General features: G+C 67.6%; 15 protein-coding genes. 8 read left to right on the top strand and 7 right to left on the bottom strand.

Translation table 11 applies throughout. The annotated features are described in order from the left end of the window. Positions 1–322 precede the first annotated feature (322 nt). A complete protein-coding gene (locus ASF16_RS14985) occupies positions 323–2,545 on the top strand; it encodes a PAS domain-containing sensor histidine kinase (protein ID WP_056168513.1) in 2,223 nt (740 codons plus the stop codon). Then, on the top strand, positions 2,532–3,260 hold the full coding sequence (locus tag ASF16_RS14980; RefSeq protein WP_082516937.1) for an RluA family pseudouridine synthase: 729 nt from the start codon (positions 2,532–2,534) through the stop codon (positions 3,258–3,260). Before ASF16_RS14985 ends, ASF16_RS14980 begins: the two co-directional genes overlap by 14 nt. A gap of 102 nt (positions 3,261–3,362) precedes the next feature. On the opposite strand, the gene ASF16_RS14975 is transcribed toward ASF16_RS14980, so the two are convergent. Beyond that, positions 3,363–4,247: an EamA family transporter gene (locus ASF16_RS14975; protein ID WP_056168510.1), complete on the bottom strand. Its 885-nt coding sequence runs from the start codon at positions 4,245–4,247 to the stop codon at positions 3,363–3,365. Between the two features lie 76 nt (positions 4,248–4,323). Between ASF16_RS14975 and ASF16_RS14970 the strand changes: the two genes are divergently transcribed. The 4 genes from ASF16_RS14970 (at position 4,324) to ASF16_RS14955 (ending at position 8,121) form a co-directional block, all read left to right on the top strand. After that, the gene (locus ASF16_RS14970; RefSeq protein WP_056168506.1) at positions 4,324–4,839 is read left to right on the top strand and encodes a MarR family winged helix-turn-helix transcriptional regulator; all 516 of its coding nucleotides are present in this window, start codon (positions 4,324–4,326) and stop codon (positions 4,837–4,839) included. A 49-nt stretch (positions 4,840–4,888) separates the two neighbouring features. Next, positions 4,889–5,653, top strand: a complete 765-nt coding sequence (locus tag ASF16_RS14965) for an SDR family NAD(P)-dependent oxidoreductase (protein WP_056168504.1) — start codon at positions 4,889–4,891, stop codon at positions 5,651–5,653. A gap of 91 nt (positions 5,654–5,744) precedes the next feature. Further along, entirely contained in the window at positions 5,745–6,929 is a 1,185-nt protein-coding gene (gene bktB, locus ASF16_RS14960) for a beta-ketothiolase BktB (RefSeq protein WP_056168501.1), read from the top strand. A 196-nt stretch (positions 6,930–7,125) separates the two neighbouring features. After that, entirely contained in the window at positions 7,126–8,121 is a 996-nt protein-coding gene (locus ASF16_RS14955) for a tripartite tricarboxylate transporter substrate-binding protein (protein ID WP_056168498.1), read from the top strand. A gap of 192 nt (positions 8,122–8,313) precedes the next feature. Here ASF16_RS14955 and ASF16_RS14950 read toward each other — a convergent pair whose 3' ends face one another. From ASF16_RS14950 to ASF16_RS27035, 4 genes are all read right to left on the bottom strand, one after another. Beyond that, a complete protein-coding gene (locus ASF16_RS14950) occupies positions 8,314–8,751 on the bottom strand; it encodes a universal stress protein (protein ID WP_056168496.1) in 438 nt (145 codons plus the stop codon). A gap of 181 nt (positions 8,752–8,932) precedes the next feature. After that, complete coding sequence (locus ASF16_RS14945) at positions 8,933–9,715, bottom strand: 2OG-Fe dioxygenase family protein (protein WP_056168494.1); 783 nt, start codon at positions 9,713–9,715, stop codon at positions 8,933–8,935. Between the two features lie 137 nt (positions 9,716–9,852). Beyond that, a complete protein-coding gene (locus ASF16_RS14940) occupies positions 9,853–10,377 on the bottom strand; it encodes a hypothetical protein (protein ID WP_082516936.1) in 525 nt (174 codons plus the stop codon). A gap of 242 nt (positions 10,378–10,619) precedes the next feature. Continuing rightward, positions 10,620–13,535: an EAL domain-containing protein gene (locus ASF16_RS27035; RefSeq protein WP_304439417.1), complete on the bottom strand. Its 2,916-nt coding sequence runs from the start codon at positions 13,533–13,535 to the stop codon at positions 10,620–10,622. Positions 13,536–13,716: 181 nt separating this feature from the next. Between ASF16_RS27035 and ASF16_RS14930 the strand changes: the two genes are divergently transcribed. Then, a complete protein-coding gene (locus ASF16_RS14930) occupies positions 13,717–14,091 on the top strand; it encodes a PilZ domain-containing protein (protein ID WP_056169305.1) in 375 nt (124 codons plus the stop codon). Between the two features lie 99 nt (positions 14,092–14,190). On the opposite strand, the gene ASF16_RS14925 is transcribed toward ASF16_RS14930, so the two are convergent. Further along, positions 14,191–15,882: a long-chain fatty acid--CoA ligase gene (locus tag ASF16_RS14925; RefSeq protein ID WP_056168490.1), complete on the bottom strand. Its 1,692-nt coding sequence runs from the start codon at positions 15,880–15,882 to the stop codon at positions 14,191–14,193. Positions 15,883–16,360: 478 nt separating this feature from the next. Here ASF16_RS14925 and ASF16_RS14920 point away from each other — a divergent pair, with 478 nt between their 5' ends. Then, a complete protein-coding gene (locus ASF16_RS14920) occupies positions 16,361–16,960 on the top strand; it encodes a hypothetical protein (RefSeq protein ID WP_056168486.1) in 600 nt (199 codons plus the stop codon). A gap of 55 nt (positions 16,961–17,015) precedes the next feature. Here the strand turns inward: ASF16_RS14920 and hrpA are convergent, their stop codons facing one another. Further along, positions 17,016–21,179 carry an ATP-dependent RNA helicase HrpA gene (hrpA, locus tag ASF16_RS14915; RefSeq protein ID WP_056169301.1) on the bottom strand — a complete coding sequence of 1,388 codons (4,164 nt, stop codon included), beginning with the start codon at positions 21,177–21,179 and terminating at the stop codon, positions 17,016–17,018. Positions 21,180–21,396 lie beyond the last annotated feature (217 nt).

The raw sequence follows: 21,396 nt of genomic DNA, 5'->3' as shown, positions 1-21,396 counted from the left end.
ATGGTTGCGCGTACCTTGTGTCAGGCTGCGGCATATGAAATGTATGCAAGCCCCGGCCGCCCGGTAAGCCATCAACGGGAAAAGGATTGTTCGCGTTTGGTCAACAATCGCTGCTTTTGCAGCAGCCCGGTGCGGCCAAAAGCGCCGTGGGCACAACGCACCTGGCAGCCTGTGGTCTTGCAGGCGCCCGCTGCCATCCCGCCACCTGCGGGCGTACACTTCGGCGCATGCCTTGCGGCCCTTCCGCAAGCCCAGCACTGCTGGCAGCGCAGGGTTTTGACCCGGCACTGCATCTGCGTGGAGACCGCGCGGCCTTCTTCCCATGAGCGAACCCGATCTGTCTTTTCTGGACCCTTCACGCCGCATGCCCGCCGAGGCAGCCGGTGGGCCGGGCCCATCGGTGGTGCGCACCGGCCCGCCCGCGCTGCAGCCTGGCGCGCCTGCCGACGGCCTGGTGGCCGAGCTGCGCGCCTACCAGGCCGAGCTGGAAAGCCAGAACAAGGTGCTGCGCTACAGCCAGACCGTGGCCGAGAGCGCGTACGAGCGGTTCGAGACGTTGTTTGCCAGCGTGCCCCTGGCGCTGATGGTGGTGGACGAGCACGACCTCGTGGTGCAGGCCAACTCCATGGCCCACCGGTCGTTCCAGCCTACCGAGCGCGACCGGCCACTGACCGCGCTGATGCCCTTCGTGCGCGAGCAGGACGCCCGCCGCGTGCGCGAGGCCTTCGCACTGGCCGAGGACCTGGGCCACAGCGAGGTCAAGGAAGTGGTGTTCAGCATCAACGACGACACCCGCATCATCGGCGACCTGCACATCGCGCACATCGAGGCGCCGCAGGCCAGCGGGCCGCCAATGCCGCAGTTTCTGTGCGCCGTGATCGACCAGGGCCCCGTGCTGGCCGAGCGCCAGGCGCTGCAGCACAGCGCGCAGGCACTGCAGCAGCGCAACCAGCAGCTGTACGCCGGCGAAAAGCGGCTGGAGGCCATCATCAATTCGGCGCTCGACGCCATTCTGTGTGTGGACCAGCACCAGCGCATCACCGTGTTCAACCCCACGGCGGCGGCGCTGTTCCAGTGCAGCGCAGGCGACGCGCTGGGCAGCACGCTCGACCGCTTTCTGCCCGACGCATCGCAAGCGCTGGCATTCGCGCAGCTCACCACGCAGGCCATGCTGGGCGAGATGACGGCGCTGACGGCCAGCGGCAAGGAGCTGGCGGTGGAAGTCAGCGTCTCGTTCGAGCGCCACGCCGAGGGCGAGACCACCACCGTGTTCGCGCGCGACCTGACCGGCCGCAAGAAGGCCGAGGCGCATCGCAACGAGCTGGAGGCGCAACTGCGCGAATCGCAGAAGATGCAGGCCGTGGGCACCATGGCCGGCGGCATTGCGCACGACTTCAACAACATCCTGGGCGCGATCCTGGGCAACGTGGAGCTGGCCAAGGCCGACTGCGCACCCGACTCGCCCGTGCTGGAGAGCCTGCTGGAGATCGACAAGGCGGGCCGCCGCGCGCGCGACCTGGTGCGCCAGATCCTCACCTTCAGCCGCAACGAGCCGCCCCGGCGCACCGCCGTGTCGCTGGCCGAGGTGGTGCACGACACCGAGCGCCTGCTGCGCGTGACGCTCCCCCCCGCGGTGGAGCTGCACATGCACCTGCAGCAGGGCCTGCCACCCGTACTGGGCGACGCCACGCAGGTAGAGCAGGCCCTGCTCAACCTGTGCACCAATGCGGTCCACGCCATCCAGGGCCAGGGGTCCGAGCGGGGCAGCATCCATGTCGAGGCCGCCGCGGTGCAGCCCGACCTGCGCTTGTCCGAGCGGCTGGGCTTGGCGTCCGCCGACTACGTGGCACTGACGGTGCGCGACAGCGGCCAGGGCATGGACGCCGCCACGCTGGAGCGCATCTTCGAGCCCTTCTTCACCACCAAGCCCGTGGGCCAGGGCACGGGCCTGGGCCTGGCGGTGGTGCATGGCGTGATGCGCACGCACGAGGGCGGCGTGGACGTGCAAAGCGCGCCCGGCCAGGGCAGCCGGTTCACGTTGTACTTTCCGGTGGCGCCGGCCAGCACCCTGCCCACCCCGCCCCCTGTGCCGCACACCCTGCCAGCCGCACCGCCCCCCGAGCCCGAGGTGGCCGACTGCGCACCGCCACCGCGCAAGCCGCATGTGATGTACGTGGACGACGACCAGGCGCTGGTGTTTTTGGTGCAGCGGCTGCTGCGCCGCCGAGGCTACGAAGTCAGCGGCTTCACCGACCCGCACGAGGCCACGGACGCGCTGCGGGCCGCCCCCCACTGCTACGACCTGCTGGTGACCGACTACAACATGCCCGGGTTCTGCGGCGTGGACTTGGTGCGCGAGGCCCGGCTCATCCGCCCCGACCTGCCGGTGGCACTGGCGTCGGGCTACGTGACGGCCGAGATCGAACAGGAAGCGCTGGCCGAAGGCGCACGCGCTTTGATCCACAAGCCCAACGATGTGGAAGAGCTCTGCGCCACGGTGCAGCGGCTCATTGCCGGTAACGCAGCAGGCGATGACGCCGGCTGAGCCCGCGGTGGGCGCCTGGCACGCGCTGGACGCACTTCACGCCCCGCCCGCTGCGCAAGCCGCGCTCGCCGTGCAGGCGGTGTACGAAGACGCCGACCTGCTGGTGCTGCAAAAGCCCCCAGGCCTGCTGTGCGTGCCCGGACGCGGGCCGGACAAGCAGGACTGCCTGAGCGCCCGCGCGCAAGAGCGCTGGCCGGGCGCGCTCATCGTGCACCGGCTGGACCAGGCGACGTCGGGCCTGGTGATCATGGCGCGCCACATCGACGCCCAGCGGCGCCTGAGCCACGCGTTTGCCGAGCGCCAGGTGCACAAGCGCTACCAGGCCGTGGTGCACGGCTACATGCAGCCCGACGGCCAGGCGACCGATGCCTGGCAGGACATCGACCTGCCGATCGCGGCCGACTGGGAGCGCCGCCCGCTGCGCGTGATCGACGCCGTGCTGGGCAAGCCCAGCCTCACCCGCTGGCGGCCCCTGCGCCACGACGCGGCCACCGGCACCACCCATGTCGAACTCGAGCCCGTGACCGGCCGCACCCACCAGTTGCGCGTGCACCTGGCCGCAGTGGGCCACCCCATTTTGGGCGACGCGCTGTACGCCGATGCCGCCACGCAGACCCAAGCCCCGCGGCTGCTGCTGCATGCAAGCCACCTGCGCTTTTTGCACCCGGCCACAGGGGCAGAGGTGGTGCTGGAATGGCCTGCAAATTTTGAATAAAAGAAGGGCCTACCGCTCTCTGATAAAGCGCCAGCAGCTATTATTTCGATAGCAAATGCATGTGACCGCTCCGTGCAGCAGTCCGGGTAGCCGCCCTCCTGGCTACGCCGCCGCAGGCCGCGACATCGCCCACTGCACCGCCAGGATGCTGCCCAGCACCACCAGCATGCCCACCAGCGAGATGCCCCGCATCGACTGCCCCAGCAGCGCCCAGCCCAGCACCACGGCGGTCACCGGGCTCAGCAGCCCCAGCGACGACACCGCCACCGAAGGCAGCCGCGCAATGCCGCGGAACCACAGTGCATAGGCCAGCAGAGCGCCCGCCACGCTCAGGTACACGTAGCCGGCCACGTTGGCGGCGGTCAGCGCGGGCAGCGGCGGGTCCACCAGCCAGGCCACGGGCGCCAGCATGAGGCCGCCCGCCAGCAGTTGCCAGCCGGTGAAGGCCAGCACCGGCAGGTCGGACCGCCAGCGGCGCGACCAGAAGGTGCCCGCCGCCATGCACAGCGTGCCCACCAGCGCTGCGGCCACGCCCACCATGTCCCAGCGTGCGCCGGGCGACAGCAGCAGCGCCGCCATGCCCAGCACGCCGAAGGCACCGGCCGCCAGGGCCACGGCGGGGGGGCGCCGGTGGTCCATCGCCCAGGTCAGCCCCATCACCACCAGCGGGCCGATGGCGCCCACCACGGCCGCTACCCCGCCCGGCAGCCGGTACGCCGCCACGAACAGCAGCGCCTGGAACACGCCGATGTTCAGCGCCGCCAGCACCACCAGGCGCCGCCAGCCGGTCCAGTCGCCCCATGCCGGCCAGCGGCGGCACCACAGCACCAGCAGCAGGCCGGCCGGCAGCGTGCGCAGCAGCGCGGCGGTGAAGGGCCGGTCTGGCGGCAGCAGCTCGGTGGTGACGATGTATGTGGAGCCCCAGATGACGGGGCCGAGCGCGGTGGTGAGCGCATCGAGCCAGGGGGCGGAGCGGGTGTCTTGCATGGTTATTTATCTTCAATTCAAGATAAATAACTCTACCATACAATCTTGAAATCAAGATACTTTGAAGCCCGACACGATGGCCACACAACGCCAACCCGACGCCGTGGACGCCATCCTGGCTCAGTGGCACCGCGAGCGCCCCGACCTCGACGTCAGCCCCATGGGGCCGATCGGCCGCATCAAGCGCTGCACCGCCCTGCTGGAGCGCCGGCTGGACGAGACCTTTGCCGAGTTCGGCCTGAGCGTGTGGGAGTTCGACATGCTGGCCACGCTGCGCCGCTCTGGCGCGCCGTATTGCCTGGCGCCGACCACGCTGTTTTCCACGCTCATGGTCACCTCGGGCACCATGACGCACCGCATGGGCAAGCTCGAAGCCTGCGGCTGGATCACCCGGCTGCCCAACCCTGAGGACGCACGCAGCTCGCTGGTGCAGCTCACGCCTGCGGGCCTGGCGCTCATCGACCGGGCCGTGGAGGCGCATGTAGCCAACGAGCACCGCATCCTGGCGCCGCTCAAGGCCGCCGACCTGGCCGCGCTGGACGCACGGCTGTCGCTGCTGCTGTCGGCGCTGGAGTCCCCCACGGGGCAGTAGTTACCCACCGGCATGCTCGGCGATGCGTACTGCGCAGTAACATGGCGGGATGCCCCAAAACCACCTCTACATCCTGACCGGCACATCGCGCGGCATGGGCCTGGCCATGGCCCAGCAGCTTTTGCGTAGCGGCAACACCCTGATCTGCATCGCCCGCAGCGCCAGCGCAGACCTGGCCACCGAGGCCAAGGCCGCAGGCGTCACCATCGAACAATGGCAGCTCGACCTGTCGCAGGGCGAGCAGGCCGCGCACAAGCTGCAGGCCTGGCTGGCAACGCAGGGCCCGCAGGCGTTTGCCAGCGCCACGCTGATCAACAACGCCGGCATGATCCCGCGCATCGCCCCGCTGTCCGGCAGCGATGCCGCCGACCTGGCCACCGCCCTGCGCGTGGGTCTGGAGGCGCCCATGCAGCTGACCGCCGCCTTCCTGGGCGCCACCGATGCGTGGACGAGCGTGCCGCGCAAGGTGCTCAACATCTCCTCGGGCCTGGGCCGCCGCGCCATGGCCTCGCAAGCCGCGTACTGCGCGGCCAAGGCGGGCATGGACCATTTCACGCGCTGCGTGGCGCTGGACGAAGCCATCAAGCCCCACGGCGCCAAGGTGTGCTCGCTGGCGCCGGGCGTGATCGACACCGACATGCAGGTGCAGCTGCGCGGCGCTGCGCCCGATGCCTTCCCGGACCAGCAGAACTTTGCCAACCTCAAGACGGGCGGGCAGCTCACGTCGCCTGCCGACGCCGCAGAGCGCGTGCTGGCCTGGCTGGACCGCGCCGATTTCGGCACCAACCCGGTGGCTGACGTACGGGACGCGTGAACAGAAAGCTCCTATTTTGATAGCTGCTGGCGCTTGATGGACAAGCGGTAGCGGCCCATTTGATTCAAAACCTCTCTGAAAGGACCTCCCCATGACCCGTGAAGTCGTCGTCGTCAGCGCAGTGCGCACCGCCATCGGCACCTTTGGCGGCAGCCTCAAGGACATTCCGCCCACCGAGCTGGGCGCCCTGGTCGTCAAGGAATCGCTGGCGCGCGCCAACGTGGACGGCAAGGACGTCGGCCATGTGGTGTTCGGCCATGTGGTCAACACCGAGCCCCGGGACATGTACCTGTCGCGCGTGGCGGCCATTAACGGCGGCTGCGGCGAGGGCACCCCTGCCTACAACGTCAACCGCCTGTGCGGCTCGGGCCTGCAGGCCATCGTGAACGCCAGCCAGTCCATCCTGCTGGGCGACACGGACGTCGCCATCGGCGCCGGTGCCGAGGTCATGAGCCGCGCACCGTTCGCGAGCCTGAACATGCGCTGGGGCGCCCGCATGGGCGACACCAAGATGGTGGACATGATGATCGGCGCGCTGCACGACCCGTTCCACAACATCCACATGGGCGTGACGGCCGAGAACATCGCCGCCAAGTGGGGCATCAGCCGCGAGCAGCAGGACCAGCTGGCGGTGGAGAGCCACAACCGCGCCGAGCGCGCCACGGCCGCCGGCTACTTCAAGGACCAGATCGTGCCCGTGACCTTGAAGAGCAAGAAGGGTGACGTGTCGTACGCGACCGATGAGCACTTTCGCCCCGGCGCCACGCTGGCCGACATGGCCAAGCTCAAGCCCGTGTTCGCCAAGGAAAACGGCACGGTGACGGCCGGAAACGCCTCGGGCATCAACGACGCCGCCGCCGCGCTGGTGCTGATGGAAGCCGGCGCCGCCAAGGCGCGCGGCGCCAAGCCCCTGGCCCGCCTGGTGGCCTATGCCCACGCGGGTGTGGACCCCAAGTACATGGGCATCGGCCCGGTGCCGGCCACGCAGGCGGCGCTGCAGAAGGCCGGCCTTACCGTGGCGGACCTCGATGTGATCGAGGCCAACGAAGCGTTTGCCGCGCAGGCCTGTGCCGTCACCCAAGACCTGGGCCTGGACCCGGCCAAGGTCAACCCGAACGGCTCGGGCATTTCGCTGGGCCACCCCATCGGCGCCACCGGCGCGCTGATCACCGTGAAGGCGCTGCACGAACTGCAGCGCGTGCAGGGCCGCTACGCGCTGGTGACCATGTGCATCGGCGGCGGCCAGGGCATCGCCGCGATCTTCGAGCGCATGTAGTCCATGCCTTCGCCGCCCGGTGCGGCAGCCATCGCCAGCGGCGATGCTGCCACCCTGCATTGGCAAGGCAGGCCCCGCGGCGGATCAGCGATCATCCCCGGGTGCTGGCACCAAGACCGGCAGAGCGGCGCGCGGCCCATGCACATGGGCAACGCCGCCCGCCCATTTCATTGAACCGACGGAGACATATCTGACCATGATTCGCACCCTGCTTTCTTCCTTCACCGCGCTCGCCCTGGCGATGGGCGCCACCGCCCAGGCCCAGACGGCCGCCACCCCGGCCGCGTCCGGCGCTTACCCCAACAAGCCCATCCGCCTGATCGTGCCCTTCCCGCCCGGCGGCGGCACCGACATCCTGTCGCGCCTGGTGGCCACCAAGCTCACCGAGAGCGCCAAGTGGACCGTGGTGGCCGACAACAAGGCCGGCGCCGGCGGCACCATCGGCATCGGCGAGGCCGTCAAGGCCGCCCCCACCGGCTACGACCTGGTGATGGGCCAGAAGGACAACCTGGTCATCGGCCCCTGGCTGTACAAGAACCTGCCCTGGGACCCCACCAAGGACCTGACGCCCGTGGCCCACGTGGCCTACACGCCCGTGGTCATCGCCACCAGCGTGAACTCCAAGTACAAGAGCCTGGCCGACGTGGTGGCCGCCGCCAAGGCCGCGCCCGGCACCGTGACCTACGGCTCGCCCGGCAACGGCACGTCCATCCACCTGGCGGGCGATCTGTTCGAGAAGGCCGCGGGCGTGAAGCTCAGCCACATCCCGTACAAGGGCTCCAACCCCGCGCTGATGGATGCGCTGGCGGGCAATGTAGACCTGCTGGTGTCGTCGCTGCCGTCCGCCATGGGCCAGATCAAGTCCGGCAAACTGCGCCCGCTGGCAGTCACGTCGGCCAAGCGCAGCTCGTCGCTGCCCGACGTGCCCACCGTGGCCGAGTCGGGTTTCAAGGGCTTTGACGTGAGCACGTGGTACGGCGTGTTTGCGCCCGCCGGCACGCCTGCCGCCGTGGTGGCCGCGGTGAATGCGGAGGTCAACAAACTGCTGGGCACGGCCGACATGAAGGCCGCCATCCATGCCCAGGGTGCGGAGCCTGAAGCCATGTCGCCTGCACAGCTGGGTACGCTCCTCAAGACCGAATATGTTCAGTGGAAGGGCATCGTGGAAGCCTCTGGAGCAAAAATAGAGTAACCCCCTGAGTCGCTTTGCGCCTTCCCCCCAGGGGGACGCACCCAGTGGCCTGGCGGAGCCAGATCCACGGGTGCACTGGCCTGGGGGCGCGCTTGTTCTGCGGGCTGCTGACGATGGGCAGGGGCGTCAAGAACTGCAATGAAAACGGCTCCCTTGGGAGCCGTTTGTCATGGGGCGGTGCTGTTTGCGGTATCAGGTGCGAACGACCAGCACGGGGATGTGCACCACGCCCAGCACGCGCTGGGTGACGCTGCCCAGGACCAGCTTTTCCAGGCCGCGGCGGCCGTGGGAGCCCATCACGATGAGGTCGGCGCCGGTGCTCTCCAGCGCGCGCAGGATGCCGTCGTGCACGGCATGGCCTTCGCCGACCACGGTGGTCACCTGCACGCCCGCTTCGGCCATGGCCTTGCGCGCGGCTTCGAGCGCACTGTTGGCCTCTGCGGTGGCGGCGTTGATGTACTGCGCCTGGCCGTAGGCGAAATCAGCGCCCACGCCGGTGAAGGGATAGGGGTCGACCACATACACCGCCGTCACTGCGCTGCCAAAGGTCTTGGCCAGGGCGGCGGCCTTGGACACCGCCAGTGCGGAGGTCTCCGAGCCGTCTACAGGAACCAGAATGTGCTTGAACATGGTGCTTCTCCTTGGAGTGGATGGAAAGGGGGATGGGCCGGCTTGTGGCGGGCCCGTCTGACGCCAGTGTGAACGTCCACCATACCTTGCATCTTGATTCGCATCAAATGCGGCGCAGTCATTCCCGCGAGCCCGCAGGGTTTGACGCTGCGCCGGCCAGCATCCCGCAGGCCTGGCCGGGTCAGCCGCCCGCCGGCACCGTCCCCACCACGTCCGCACCCTGGAAGTTGCCGCGCCGGCAGGTGACGACGAGCGTGTCGCGGTGGCCCGCAGCGTCCACCGGCTGGATGGGGGTGGACTCATGGATCATGCGCGCGTCGTCCAGCAGCAGCAGCGACCATGGCTCGGTCAGGGTGAAGCGCTGGCCGCTCGGGCCATGGGCTTCGAACACCCGCGTCTCTCCACCCTTGATGCCCGCGCGCCCCACCAGAAACACGGCCACCAGGTCCACGCCGTCGCGGTGCGCGCCTTCGGGCGTGGGGCGGCCGATGCCGTCGGTGGTGTCGATGCGGAATTGGTGCGCCTCCACGAACCAGGGCTGCGGCGCATTGGCGTTGGTTGCAAACACGGCGTCGGAGACATTGGCCAGAGCCGCCAGCAACTGATGCCATGCGGGCTGGGCCACGGTGGCGGGCTCCATGGGCGCGAACCAGCGCTCCATGCCGCCGTGCAGCGCGTTGTATTCCACCGGCTGCCAGTGGGCGCGGTGCGGCACCTGCTGCACCTGTCCGCCCTGCACCACGAAGCAAGCGTGGCGACGGCGGCGGTAGCGTCCGCCGTCTTTCAGAAATTCATCGGGCGGCAGGCTGTCCCAGTCGCGATTGAGCGCCATCAACGCCGGCAAGTCGCCGCCGATGAAGCGGGCCACGTCTGCCGGGGACAGCACGGCATAGCCGCGCTGGCTCAGATGATTGGCGACGTCCGAAGGGGTGGTGAACGGGGGTGAGAAAGTGACTTGGGCCATAGAGGCCCGAGCTTAACCGCTACCACCTGCACAGCGCCTGCGCTGGCGCAAATGGCAGCGCCTTCGAGGCCTATGGGCTCAGGAAGGCGCGGGAGGCTAGACAAGGCGCTGGACGCTTCAGGCCGCCAGCTCAGCCCTCAATCGCGGTGGCCTTGCCCGTGGCCCTTGCCGTGGCCGCGTCCCCGGTCGTCTTCGCGGTGGCGATCACGGCCACGGTCCCGGTCGTGCTTGCCGCCATGGCGGTGGTCGTCGTCCCAGCGGCGGTCATCGCGCCCGTGCGGGCCGCGGTGGTGGGAAGGCCCCCGGCGCGGTGGTGGCTCCTGCACAAAGTAGACCGGCTGGTTGCAGGCGTTGTAGCGGCCGCAGTGCTTGCCCCAGTTCTTGGCATGGCCCGGCGGCACGTACATGTAGATGGGCGCGCGGGGCACCACGACCGCGGGGCGGTGGATGACCACGGGCTCGGCGTAGATGACAGGCGGCGGCGCCGCATTGCCGATGTTGATGCGCCCGTACACACCCGGTGCCAGCTCACCGCCGACGGTGGCGTTGACGTAGCCCTGTGCCTGCGCACCGCCCGCCACAGCCATCAGCAGCGCAGCGGCGGCGCCAGAAAAGAAAAGGCGAAGACCGGAGGTCATCGTGAGGGTTGTGGTGTGTGTCATGGGGTGCTCCTAGTTGTTCAACGCGCCACGCACGCCAACCGTGCACCATGTCCACAAATCACTGGACTCTCAAGCGCTCCTGAGCCTACTGCATCGCGCCGCGAAGCGGTGTCATCCAATGGCGACAGACTGGCCGCCCGACCGCAAGACAGTCAGGTCAACAGACCGTGCATCCTCCCGCCATGCCGGCCGTGCCCGAGGCCTCCACCGCTAAGACAGTGAAGAAGGCGACGACGATGTTCTCAGGCCAACACGATTTCGGGCACGTTCAGCAGCGCGCTGGCCGGGCCCGGCCGTCCGAACAGGTAGCCCTGCCACACGTGGCAGCCCAGGCTGGCCAGCATGTCGCGCTGCTCGGCGGTCTCCACGCCCTCGGCGATCACGCCCAGGTCCATGGTCTGCGCCAGGGTGACGATGGTGCGTGCAATGCTGGCGTCGTTGGCGTCGGTGAGCAGATCGCGCACGAAGCCCTGGTCGATCTTGAGCTGGTCGAGCGGCAGCCGCTTGAGGTAGGCCAGGCTGGAGTAGCCCGTGCCGAAGTCGTCCAGTGAGAAGCGAATACCCAGTGCGCGCAGCGTGGTCATGCGCAAGATGGTGTCTTCCACGTCGTCCAGCAGCAGGGTCTCGGTCAGCTCCAGCTTCAGGCGCTGCGGGTCGGCGCCGGTCTCTTCAAGCATCGTCAGCACATCGTCGACGAAGTCGGGGTGGCGGAACTGGCGCGCGCTCACGTTCACGGCCAGGCTCCAGTGCGCGGTGACAGGGCTTTGGGCCCACTGCACCAGCTGCTCGCACGCCGTGCGCAAGATCCACGCGCCCAGCGGCACGATCATGCCCGATGCCTCGGCCACCGGGATGAATTCGGCCGGCGACACCAGGCCGCGCACTGGGTGCTGCCAACGCACCAGCGCCTCGGCCCCCACCATGCCGTCGAACTCGCTGATCTGCGGCTGGTAGTGCAGCAGGAACTGGCGCTCACGCAGCGCGTCGCGCAGGTCGGCCTCCAGCGCCGTGCGGGCCGACACGGCCGCCTGCGTGCGGGGGTCGAAGAACTGCAGCGTGTTGCGCCCTGCCGCCTTGGCCTGGTACATGGCCAGGTCGCCGCGCTTAAGCAGCTCGTCCACCGAGCCCTGCGCATCGGCATACAAGGCCACGCCGATGCTGCAAGACCCGTGGTACATGCGCCCGCCCAGCGGGTAGCCCTGCCCCAGCGCCAGCAACACGGTGCGCCCCACGGCTTCGGCCTGCGCCGCGGCTTCTGTGGGCTGGGGGCTCAGCCCCTCGATCAGCAGGACGAACTCGTCGCCACCCAGGCGCGCCACGGTCACGCCCTGGCGCACCCCGCCCAGCCTTGACGCCACCTGGCACAGCAGCTGGTCGCCGATTTCGTGGCCCTGGGTGTCGTTCAGGTCCTTGAAGTTGTCCAGGTCCACAAACAGCAGTGCTCCACCAGTGCCCAGCCGCGCAGCACTGGCCAGCCCGTGCTGCAAGCGGTCGGCCATGAGACGCCGGTTGGGCAGGCCCGTGAGCGGGTCGTAGTACGCCAGCAGGCGGATCTCTTCTTCTGCCGACTTGCGTGCGGAGATGTCGGTCTGCGTGCCCACATAGTGGGTGATCTCGCCCTGCGGCGCGCGCACGGCGGTGACGGTGATCCACGCAGGGTACACCTCGCCATTTTTGCGGCGGTTCCAGACCTCGCCCTGCCAGGCGCCGGTGGCTGCGAGCGCGTCCTTGAGCGCGGTGTAGAAGTGCTCGTCGTGGCGGCCGGACTGCAGCAGCCGCGGTGTCTGGCCGACAAGCTCCTGCACCGAATAGCCCGTGACCCGTGCATACGACTGGTTGGCCGTCAGGATGCGCTGGTCCGGCCCGGTCACGACCATGCCCTCGAACGACTCGAACACCGTGGCGGCGATGCGCAGCGACTCTTCGGACCTGCGGCGTTCGGTGATGTCGGTGGAGATGCCGCACAGCGCATGGATGCTGCCATCGGGCAGCCGCAGCGGAATCTTGACGGACAGGTAAGCACGCGTTTCGCCGGTGCCCAGGTGCTTGTTGACTTCCTCCACCTCCAGCCGCTCGCCCTGCTGCAGCACCCGCCGGTCGTTGGCCTGCAGCTGCTGGGTGGTGGCCCAGTCAAAGAATGCGGAATCGTCGAGCCCCACCACGTCCTGGGCCGGCCGGCCGAACAGTTCCTGGATGTGGTGGTTGGCGTACTGGTAGCGAAAGTCCTGGCCCTTGATGTAGATGAAGGCGCCCACGCTGTCCAGGATGGCGGACAGCTTCTGCTCGCTGGCCTGCAGATTGCGCGTGCGCTCGTCCACCTTGCGCCGCAGCAGCACGGCCGACACGGCCGCCATGAGCGCAAACACCGCCAGCGCCACCATGGCCCAGCCCATGGCCGAGGACATCTGCGCCCCTTCATCAGGCCCCGCCCAGCGGCTCATGACCTGTGTATAGCGCGGCTCGGACCCCGATCTCCAGCCCTGCACCGACCGGTCGATGGCGGCCAGCACATCGGCATTGCGGCCCGGGCCGGTGGCAAAGTACAGCGACGACGGCTGGAACACGATGCCCGAATCGACCAGGCCGAAGCGCCCTGCCTGCAGATTGCCGAACAGGTGGTTGGAAATCACCACATCGGCGTCGCCGCGCTGCACGAACTCGAACGCCTCCACCAGCGTGGGCGCGTCCACCAGCAGCACCGCAATGCCAAAGCTGTCCATCATGCTCAGGAAGGTCGTGCGCTGCACCGAGCCCTTGAGCACCGCCACGCGCTTGCCCGACAGATCGAACATCGACTGGATGGTGCTACTGCGTGCGCGGTAGACCTGAGACCAGCTGTGCAGTACCGGCAGGGAATGAAAGTCGTACAGGCGCTCGCGCTCGCGCGTGCGGGCCACATCGGGCATCAGGTCGAGTTGCCCCGCGGCCAGAGCGTCCAGGCAGTCCTGCCATTCGCACGGCACGTAGCGCAGCGTCCATTGTTCACGCGCGGCCACCAGCTGCAGCAGGTCCACGAAGATGCCGGACGGCTGGCCCTGCGCGTCCACGAACAGCTTGGGTTCGTTCGAATACACGCCGACGCGCAGCTCGCGCGGCGCAGCTTGCGCGCCAGCGCAAAAAAGGCTGACGTACAGCACGACCGTCAGCACCGTGAACACCGCCCAGGGCCTCCGCGCGGCGCACCAGGCTTCAATCAGGGATGCGCATGACTTCACAAGCTGATCCCATGGGAGAAAGCCATATGTTACCGAAAGCTAGTAAAAACATCCAAACGTAATTTCCGACCGGTGCGCTTGGAGTAGCATGTGCCCCACCACCCGCTTCGCCCAGGAGACAGCGATGCCCCATGAACGGCGCCACTTCGTCCGCGTTGGTTTCGACGCACCGGCCCTGCTGACCACCGCCACGGATGCGTTCAGCGTGCATGTGCTGGACTTGTCCCTGAAGGGCGCGTTGCTGGTGGCCCCCGCCCAGGCTGACCTGGAAGCAGGCATGCTGTGCCAGCTCACCATCCCGCTGGCCGAGACGGGCAACCACATCGCCATGTCCACCGAAATCGCCCATGTCGAGGGCCTGCACGCCGGCCTGCTGTGCCGCGGCATCGACCTGGACAGCGTGACCCACCTGCGCCGCCTGATCGAACTGCAGCTGGGCGACCCGGCCCTGCTGGAGCGGGATTTGGGCGAGTTGACGCTGGCGGGGCCGCAGCACTGAGGGGTGCAAGCGGGGCCTTGAACACGGCCCCTCTCCCCGGCCCTTCTGAACGCCGGGAGGGAGCCAAGGTGGGCATCGCTTCAGCCCGGGCTCGCCGTGCTACTGCTGCGCTTCCTGCTCCTGCAGCGCGCGCCACATCACCTTTCCACTGCCACTCTTGGGCAATGCACTCACAAACTGCACGATCCGCGGCACCTTGTAGACCGCCATGTTCTCGCGGCACCAGTCGATGATCTGCTGCTCGGTGGTGGTGTCCTTGTGCGATGCGCGCAGCACCACCACGGCCTTGACCGTCTCGCCGCGGTAGCTGTCCTTGGCGGCGATGATGCAGGCCTCCTGGATGGCGGGGTGGCGGAACATCAGCGCCTCGACCTCGGCCGGCCAGACCTTGAAGCCGCTGGCGTTAATCATGCGTTTCAAGCGGTCGGTCAGGAAGAAATAGCCGTCCTCGTCCATGCGGCCCAGGTCGCCCGAGCGGAAGAACCGCTTGCCCTCGAATTCGATGAAGGCCGAAGCCGTGGCGTCCGGGCGTTTCCAGTAGCCCTCGAACACCTCGGGGCCGTGGATGATGATCTCGCCCTGCTCACCCACGGGCATTTCCTGCAGGGTGTCGGGGTCGACCACGCGCGCATCGGTGCTCATGAACGGGATGCCCAGGCACTGCTGCTTGGGGTGGTCCGGCGGGTTGGAGTGCGACGGCGCGGCGGTCTCGGTCAGGCCGTAGCCTTCGGAATACCGCAGCCCGTACTGCTCCAGCAGGCGCTGCGCCACGGCCTGCGGCATGGCCGCGCCACCGCCGCCGATGTAGACGAGGCTGGAGAGGTCGTAGCTGGCAAAGTTGGGGCTGCCCAGCAGGTCGATGACCATGGTGGGGATGTTGGTCCAGTTGGTGACCTGGTAGCGCGAGATGAGGCGCCCGGCCAGGTCGCGGTCCCACCGGGGCATGATGACCAGCGTGGCGGCCGAGTAGATGGCCGTGTGCATCACGCTCACCATGCCGGTGATGTGGAACATGGGCACCACGGCCAGCGTGACGCTGTCAACCGAGCCCGTGCCCCACAGCGCGCCCGCGGCCGCGTTGTGCACGATGCTTTTGTGCAGGTGCATGCAGCCCTTGGGCAGGCCGGTGGTGCCGCTGGTGTAGGGCAGCAGCGCCAGGTCGTTCGGGCCCACCAGCAGCTCGGGCGGCGCCTGCGCAATGTCGAGCGCGTCGGTCCACGCATGGGCCTGGCCGCCGTCGAGCACGGGCAGCGGGTGGCGTGTGCCCAGCCACTCCATCCAGGCCTCCGGGGGGGCATCGGCCCCGGTCACATTCACATCGAAGGCATCGGTGAACTGCGTCACCACCAGGTGCGCCAGGCGCTCGCCCGCGGGCAGCGCGTTGCTGGCCTTGGCCATCTCGGCGGCCAGGTCGCCGGTGGTCAGCGCCACCTTGGTGTCGGGGTCGGTGATGTAGTGCTTGAGCTCTTCAGCCCGGTTCATCGGGTTGACCGGCACCACCACGGCGTTGGCGCGCAGGATGGCGAAGTGCGCCATCACCAGCTGGGGGCAGTTCTGCATGCACAGCACCACGCGGTCGCCGCGCTGCACGCCCAGGTCCGCCAGCCGCGCGGCCAGGCGCTCGGCACCTTCCACCAGTTGCCGGTAGGTCAGCGTGCTGCCAAAAAAGACCAGCGCCGCCTTGTCCGGGTAGCGGCGCGCGCTGATGGCCAGGTTGTCCCACAGCGAGGTGGCAGGCAGCGTGATGGCCTTGGGCAGGCGGTGGGGCCAGAACTTGTAGTGAGGGCGCATGAGGCAGACAGTCTCCTTAGCCCTCCAGCCTAGGGGCCACATCAGACGGAGACAAGGGGGATGGCCCGATGCACGGTCACACATGTGACGCACGAGCCCTTGCGACGCGGGCCCAGCTATCCCGCCTACCTCAACACTCCTGCAGTCCCACTATGCTCCAACGTATGGCACCCACCTAGAATTGCCGGGAGGAAACGCATAACGCCAGATGCGACAACCATAGCAACCTTTGATGCACTGTTGACAGCTGCCGGCTGGCATTTGCCCGTGACATACACGCAGCTTTTGGCGTGTCGGTCTGCGAGTTTCTTTTTAATAGAGGCTTTGGCTATGCCGGCTATCTGATTACGTAAACGTTCAAGGCCTGAAACGTCGCCGAAGTCGGCTACCCCCTGTACATGTTCTGCGAAGTCGAAGCCGAGGTGGTTCCCGACTCCAACACGCGCGCTGGCTTACCTTGCTTGGGCACTTTTTCATCATGACTGACCTACCAGATGGCCTAGAGCCGCTAGCCTCCGTATTGGCGCGAGATGAGCGCTGGTGGTCTATCGGCGATCGCACTTTGGAACAGCACCACGCGTTAATCGAGGGTTTAGCACTACACGGCGGCGCACCTAGAGACGTTCAGCAACATTACGAGAACGCGCGCAACACTTGGCTGTACGCATTCTTTAACTACCGCTTGTTGCAGGTGGCTCTGATGCAAATACATGTGGCGGGGGAAGCCGCCATCAAGGCGCGCGCCAAAATGGAAGGGCTAAATACGGATAAGTTCACTCTTAAAGCGCTGTTAGACACTGCGCTAGAACGGCGCTGGTTGCTGGACGTTAATTTCGAAGCCTCGGCCTACCGTGCCGAGCGAGAGGCTGAGCATTTGGCAATGCTGCGTTTCATGGGAGTACCTCACACACCCTTTGTGGGACCTCTACACGAGCAGGACTTTGCCAAGGGGCTGGTGGAAGCCTTCCGCCATATTCGCAACGCACTAGCGCATGGCGAGGTGCATTTGAAACCTAACTTGAGCTGGGAATTCATGGCAGTGCGGGATTTGATCAATCAGCTATTTCCTGCACTTTAGTCGAGAGGCGCTATATAGCTTTCAATTTCAAGTTGGCGACCATCACGCGAACTGCCTAACTCTGAATCTGCGCCCACAGCTTGTCCAGCCGCTTGACGCTCACTGGCTGCGGCGTGCGCAGTTCCTGCGCGAAGAAGCTCACGCGCAGCTCTTCCAGCAGCCAGCGCAGCTCCTGCATGCGGGCATCCACCGCGCCCTTGCGCTCGGCCACCAGGCGCCAGTAACGCTGCTCTTGCGGGCGCAGTTCAGCCAGCTTGGCGGCGTCGCGGGCGGGGTCGGCGCGGTACTTGTCCAGCCGCAGCGTGATGGCCTTGAGGTAGCGCGGAAAGTGCGCCAGCTGAGTCCAGGGCGCCTGCGCGATGAACTGCTTGGGCACCAGGCGCTGCAGTTGCTGCTGCGCGTCCTGCGTGGCGTCGGGGGCGTTCTTGGTGTCCTTGATCTTGCGGGCGGCGGCGGCGTACTCGACCAGGATGCCCGAGGCCAGCCGCGCCACTTCGTTGGCGATCAAGGTCAGGCGGCCCCGGCCCTCTTCCATGCGGCGCTTGAAGGCGTACTCGTCGGTGGGCAGCGGGTCGAGCAGGAACGCGCGGTCCAGCGCCACGTCGATGATCTGGGCGCGCAGCTCTTCCTGCGTGCCGCCGCCGGTGCCGTCCGGCGACCGGCCGACCTGCATGTAGGCCACGGCCATTTTCTGCAGGTCGGGGATGTTCTTTTCCAGGTACTTGAGCGCGTCCTTGATCTGTAGCGCAAACAGGCGGCGCAGCCCGGCGCGGTGCTTGGCGGCGGCCACTTCGGGCTCGTCGAAGACTTCGATGGTCACCGCATCACCGCCGTCGATGAGCGCCGGAAAGCCCACCAGGGTCTGGCCACTCTTCTTGATCTCCATCAGCTCGGGCAGCTCGCCAAAGGTCCAGGCGGTGTAGCGCTGGCCCGCGGGCGCAGCCGGGGCAGAAGACGGCGCTGCAGCCGGTGCGGCTTTGGCACCCGCCCCGCCTTTTGCTACTGATTCAATAGCTGCTTGCGCTCGCCCAGCAAGCGGTAGAGGCTGTTTTTGCTCAATATTTGCACTGTCTGCAGCGCCACCACCGCTGCCACCACCGAGCTTGAGTCCCGCCAGCGCCTGGAAGGCGCCCCGCGCCTTGGCGCCCCATTCGGCCTTCAGGGCGCCCAGGTTGCGGCCATGGCCCAGTTGGCGGCCGTGCTCGTCCACCACGCGGAAGTTCATGAACAGGTGCGGGCTGAGCATGTCCAGCTTGAAGTCGGCGCGCTTCACATCGAGCGATGTCTCGTCGCGCACCTGCTTGAGCAGTGCGTCCGTGAGGCTGCCGGTGCCAAACCGCTCGGGCGTGTTGAACAACGCGGCCAGGCGCGTGGCCGACTCGGGCAGCGGCACGAAGCGGCTGCGCGGGCGCTGGTGCAGGCTCTTGAGCAGGGCCTGGATCTTGTCCTTGAGCATGCCGGGCACCAGCCACTCGCAGCGCTCGTCGTTCACCTGGTTGAGCACGAACAGCGGGATGGTCACGGTGATGCCGTCACGCGGGTCGCCGGGCTCGTGCAGGTAGGTGGCTGTGCAGTCCACCCCACCCAGGCGCACCGTCTTGGGAAACGCGTTGCTGGTGATGCCCGCGGCCTCGTGGCGCATGAGTTCTTCGCGCGTGAGCTTGAGCAGCTCGGGCTGGCCGGGCGCGGCGCCCATCTGGCGCTTCTTCGACTCTTCGCGGTACCAGGCCTCGAAGCCATGGCCGTTGCAGATGTCCGGCGGCAGTTGCTGGTCGTAAAAGGCGTAGATGAGCTCGTCGTCCACCAGCACGTCCTGTCGGCGCGACTTGTGTTCGAGCTCTTCGACCTTGGCAATCATCTTCTGGTTGGCGGCCAAGAACGGCAGCTTGGTCTCCCAGTTGCCACCCACCAGCGCTTCGCGGATGAAGATCTCGCGTGCAGCGTACGGGTCGATCTTGCCGAAGTTGATGCGGCGGCCGCTGTAGATCACGATGCCGTAGAGCGTGGCGCGCTCCAGTGCCGTCACCTCGGCCGACTTCTTCTCCCAGTGCGGGTCGAGCAGCTGCTTTTTCAGCAGATGGCCGCCCACCTGCTCGATCCACTGCGGCTCGATGGCGGCGATGCCCCGGCCGAACAGGCGCGTGGTCTCCACCAGTTCGGCCGCTACGATCCAGCGGCCGGGCTTCTTCGACAGGTGCGCGCCCGGGTGCTTGTAGAACTTGATGCCGCGCGCGCCCAGGTACCAGTCTTCCTCTTCGCTGCGCGCGCCGATGTTGCCCAGCAGCCCGGCCAGCATGGACAGGTGCAGTTGCTCGTAGCTGGCAGGCTGCGTGTTGATGGGCCACTTGTGCTCGGTGACCACGGTGAGCAGCTGGGTGTGGATGTCGCGCCACTCGCGCAGGCGGCGGATGCTGATGAAGTTCTGGCGCAGCAACTGCTCGTACTGGCGGTTGCTCAGCTTGTGAGTGGGCGCCGGTGCCGAGGCACTGGCCACGGCGGGCGCGGGTGCCGCAGCGGCCACCAGCCGCTGGGCCACGGGCAGGTGGGCCTGCGACGGGGCGCGCTGGTGGGCCATGGCCTTCTGCGCGCGGGCCGAGGGCAGCGTGGGCGCGCCGCCGCGGGCCTCGTTGATCCACTTCCAGAGCTTGAGGTAGCCGCTGAATTCGCTCTTTTCGTCGTCGAACTTGGCATGCGCCTGGTCGGCCTGCTGCTGGGCCTCCATGGGCCGGTCGCGCACGTCCTGCACGCTCAGGGCGCTGGCGATGACCAGCACTTCGTCGAGCGCCTTGCGGTCGCGCGCCTCCAGAATCATGCGGCCCACACGCGGGTCCAGCGGCAGGCGCGACAGCTCCACGCCCATGGGCGTGAGCTCGTTGGCCTCGTCCACCGCGCCCAGCTCGGCCAGCAGCTGGTAGCCGTCGGCAATGGCGCGGCCCGACGGGGCCTCGATGAACGGAAACTGCACCACGTCGCCAAGGTGCAGCGACTTCATGCGCAGGATGACGCCGGCCAGCGATGACCGCAGGATTTCGGGGTCGGTGAAGCGCGGGCGGGCGTTGAAGTCCGCCTCGTCGTACAGGCGGATGCAGATGCCGTTGGCCACGCGCCCGCAGCGGCCCGCGCGCTGGTTGGCCGCGGCCTGGCTGATGGGCTCGACCAGCAACTGCTCCACCTTGCTACGGAAAGAATAGCGCTTCACGCGCGCCGTGCCTGCGTCAATGACGTACCGGATGCCCGGCACGGTGAGCGAGGTCTCGGCCACATTGGTCGCCAGCACCAGGCGGCGGCCGGTGTGGCCGTCAAAGATGCGGTCCTGCTCGGCCTGCGACAGGCGGGCGAACAGCGGCAGCACCTCGGCATTGCGCATGACCGGTTGGTGGGCCAGGTGCTTGCGCAGGTGGTCGGCCGCCTCGCGGATCTCGCGCTCGCCGGGCAGGAAGATGAGGATGTCGCCACCGGCATTGCCCTGCCAGAGTTCGTCCACCCCATCGGCGATGGCTTCATTGAGGCCGTAGTCGCGCGTGTCCTCGAAGGCGCGCCAGCGTTGCTCAACAGGGAACGTGCGCCCCGACACGTAGATGATGGGCGCGGGTCCTTTGGTGGATTCGAAATGCTTCGCAAACCGGTCCGCATCGATGGTGGCCGACGTGACGATGACCTTGAGGTCCGGCCGGCGCGGCAGGATCTGGCGGATGTAGCCCAGCAGGAAGTCGATGTTCAGGCTGCGCTCGTGCGCCTCGTCGATGATGATGGTGTCGTAGGCCTTGAGCAGCGGGTCGGTCTGCGTCTCGGCCAGCAAGATGCCGTCGGTCATCAGCTTGACCGACGCATCGCGCGACAGCCGGTCCTGAAAGCGAACCTTGAAGCCCACCACGTCACCGAGCGGGGTGTTCAGTTCTTCGGCAATGCGCTTGGCCACGCTGCTGGCGGCAATGCGGCGCGGCTGGGTGTGGCCGATGAGCTGGCCCTTCTGGCCCGGCTTGGCATTGCACTTGCCACGGCCCAGCGCCAGCGCGATCTTGGGCAGCTGCGTGGTCTTGCCCGAGCCCGTCTCGCCGCACACGATCACGACCTGGTGCTTCTCGATGGCCGCCATGATCTCCTCGCGCCTGCCCGACACCGGCAGCGACTCCGGGAAGGTGATGCGCAGCGGCGCGGTTTTGGGGGCAGTGGGCGGGGCTGCTGCTGGCGGGGAGGTAGGAGGCGCGGATTCGGTCATGAAGGCACGCATTATCGGAGGCAGGCGTTGGCCCTGTGCAACACAGGCCATGCGCACCGCCGCGCCGCACCTCGCACGGCACCCGCGCAGGCCCCGCTCGGTGCCGTCTTTTTGCCGAGTGCTACTTTTTGATGGGGTGGATTTCAGGATGTAATGCGCACACCCCATTCCGCCCCGACGATGTCTGCGTGGCGGGTGCCCCTCAGGATTTTGACCG

Origin of the sequence: Acidovorax sp. Leaf78 (assembly GCF_001422735.1) — a bacterium.
In the GTDB taxonomy this organism is placed as follows: Bacteria; Pseudomonadota; Gammaproteobacteria; order Burkholderiales; family Burkholderiaceae_C; genus Acidovorax.
Note: the sequence above shows the minus strand (reverse complement) of the source record. Positions and strands in the feature narration are given on the sequence as shown.

Bases quoted from the DNA above. Each gene is read 5' to 3' on its own strand.
- ASF16_RS14970 (WP_056168506.1), top strand. From the start codon at position 4,324: ATGGCCACACAACGCCAACCCGACGCCGTGGACGCCATCCTGGCTCAG.
- hrpA (WP_056169301.1), bottom strand. From the start codon at position 21,179: ATGACCGAATCCGCGCCTCCTACCTCCCCGCCAGCAGCAGCCCCGCCC.
- ASF16_RS14965 (WP_056168504.1), top strand. From the start codon at position 4,889: ATGCCCCAAAACCACCTCTACATCCTGACCGGCACATCGCGCGGCATG.
- ASF16_RS14945 (WP_056168494.1), bottom strand. From the start codon at position 9,715: ATGGCCCAAGTCACTTTCTCACCCCCGTTCACCACCCCTTCGGACGTC.
- ASF16_RS14930 (WP_056169305.1), top strand. From the start codon at position 13,717: ATGCCCCATGAACGGCGCCACTTCGTCCGCGTTGGTTTCGACGCACCG.
- ASF16_RS14940 (WP_082516936.1), bottom strand. From the start codon at position 10,377: ATGACACACACCACAACCCTCACGATGACCTCCGGTCTTCGCCTTTTC.
- ASF16_RS14950 (WP_056168496.1), bottom strand. From the start codon at position 8,751: ATGTTCAAGCACATTCTGGTTCCTGTAGACGGCTCGGAGACCTCCGCA.
- ASF16_RS14975 (WP_056168510.1), bottom strand. From the start codon at position 4,247: ATGCAAGACACCCGCTCCGCCCCCTGGCTCGATGCGCTCACCACCGCG.
- bktB (WP_056168501.1), top strand. From the start codon at position 5,745: ATGACCCGTGAAGTCGTCGTCGTCAGCGCAGTGCGCACCGCCATCGGC.
- ASF16_RS14980 (WP_082516937.1), top strand. From the start codon at position 2,532: ATGACGCCGGCTGAGCCCGCGGTGGGCGCCTGGCACGCGCTGGACGCA.
- ASF16_RS14925 (WP_056168490.1), bottom strand. From the start codon at position 15,882: ATGCGCCCTCACTACAAGTTCTGGCCCCACCGCCTGCCCAAGGCCATC.
- ASF16_RS14920 (WP_056168486.1), top strand. From the start codon at position 16,361: ATGACTGACCTACCAGATGGCCTAGAGCCGCTAGCCTCCGTATTGGCG.
- ASF16_RS14985 (WP_056168513.1), top strand. From the start codon at position 323: ATGAGCGAACCCGATCTGTCTTTTCTGGACCCTTCACGCCGCATGCCC.
- ASF16_RS14955 (WP_056168498.1), top strand. From the start codon at position 7,126: ATGATTCGCACCCTGCTTTCTTCCTTCACCGCGCTCGCCCTGGCGATG.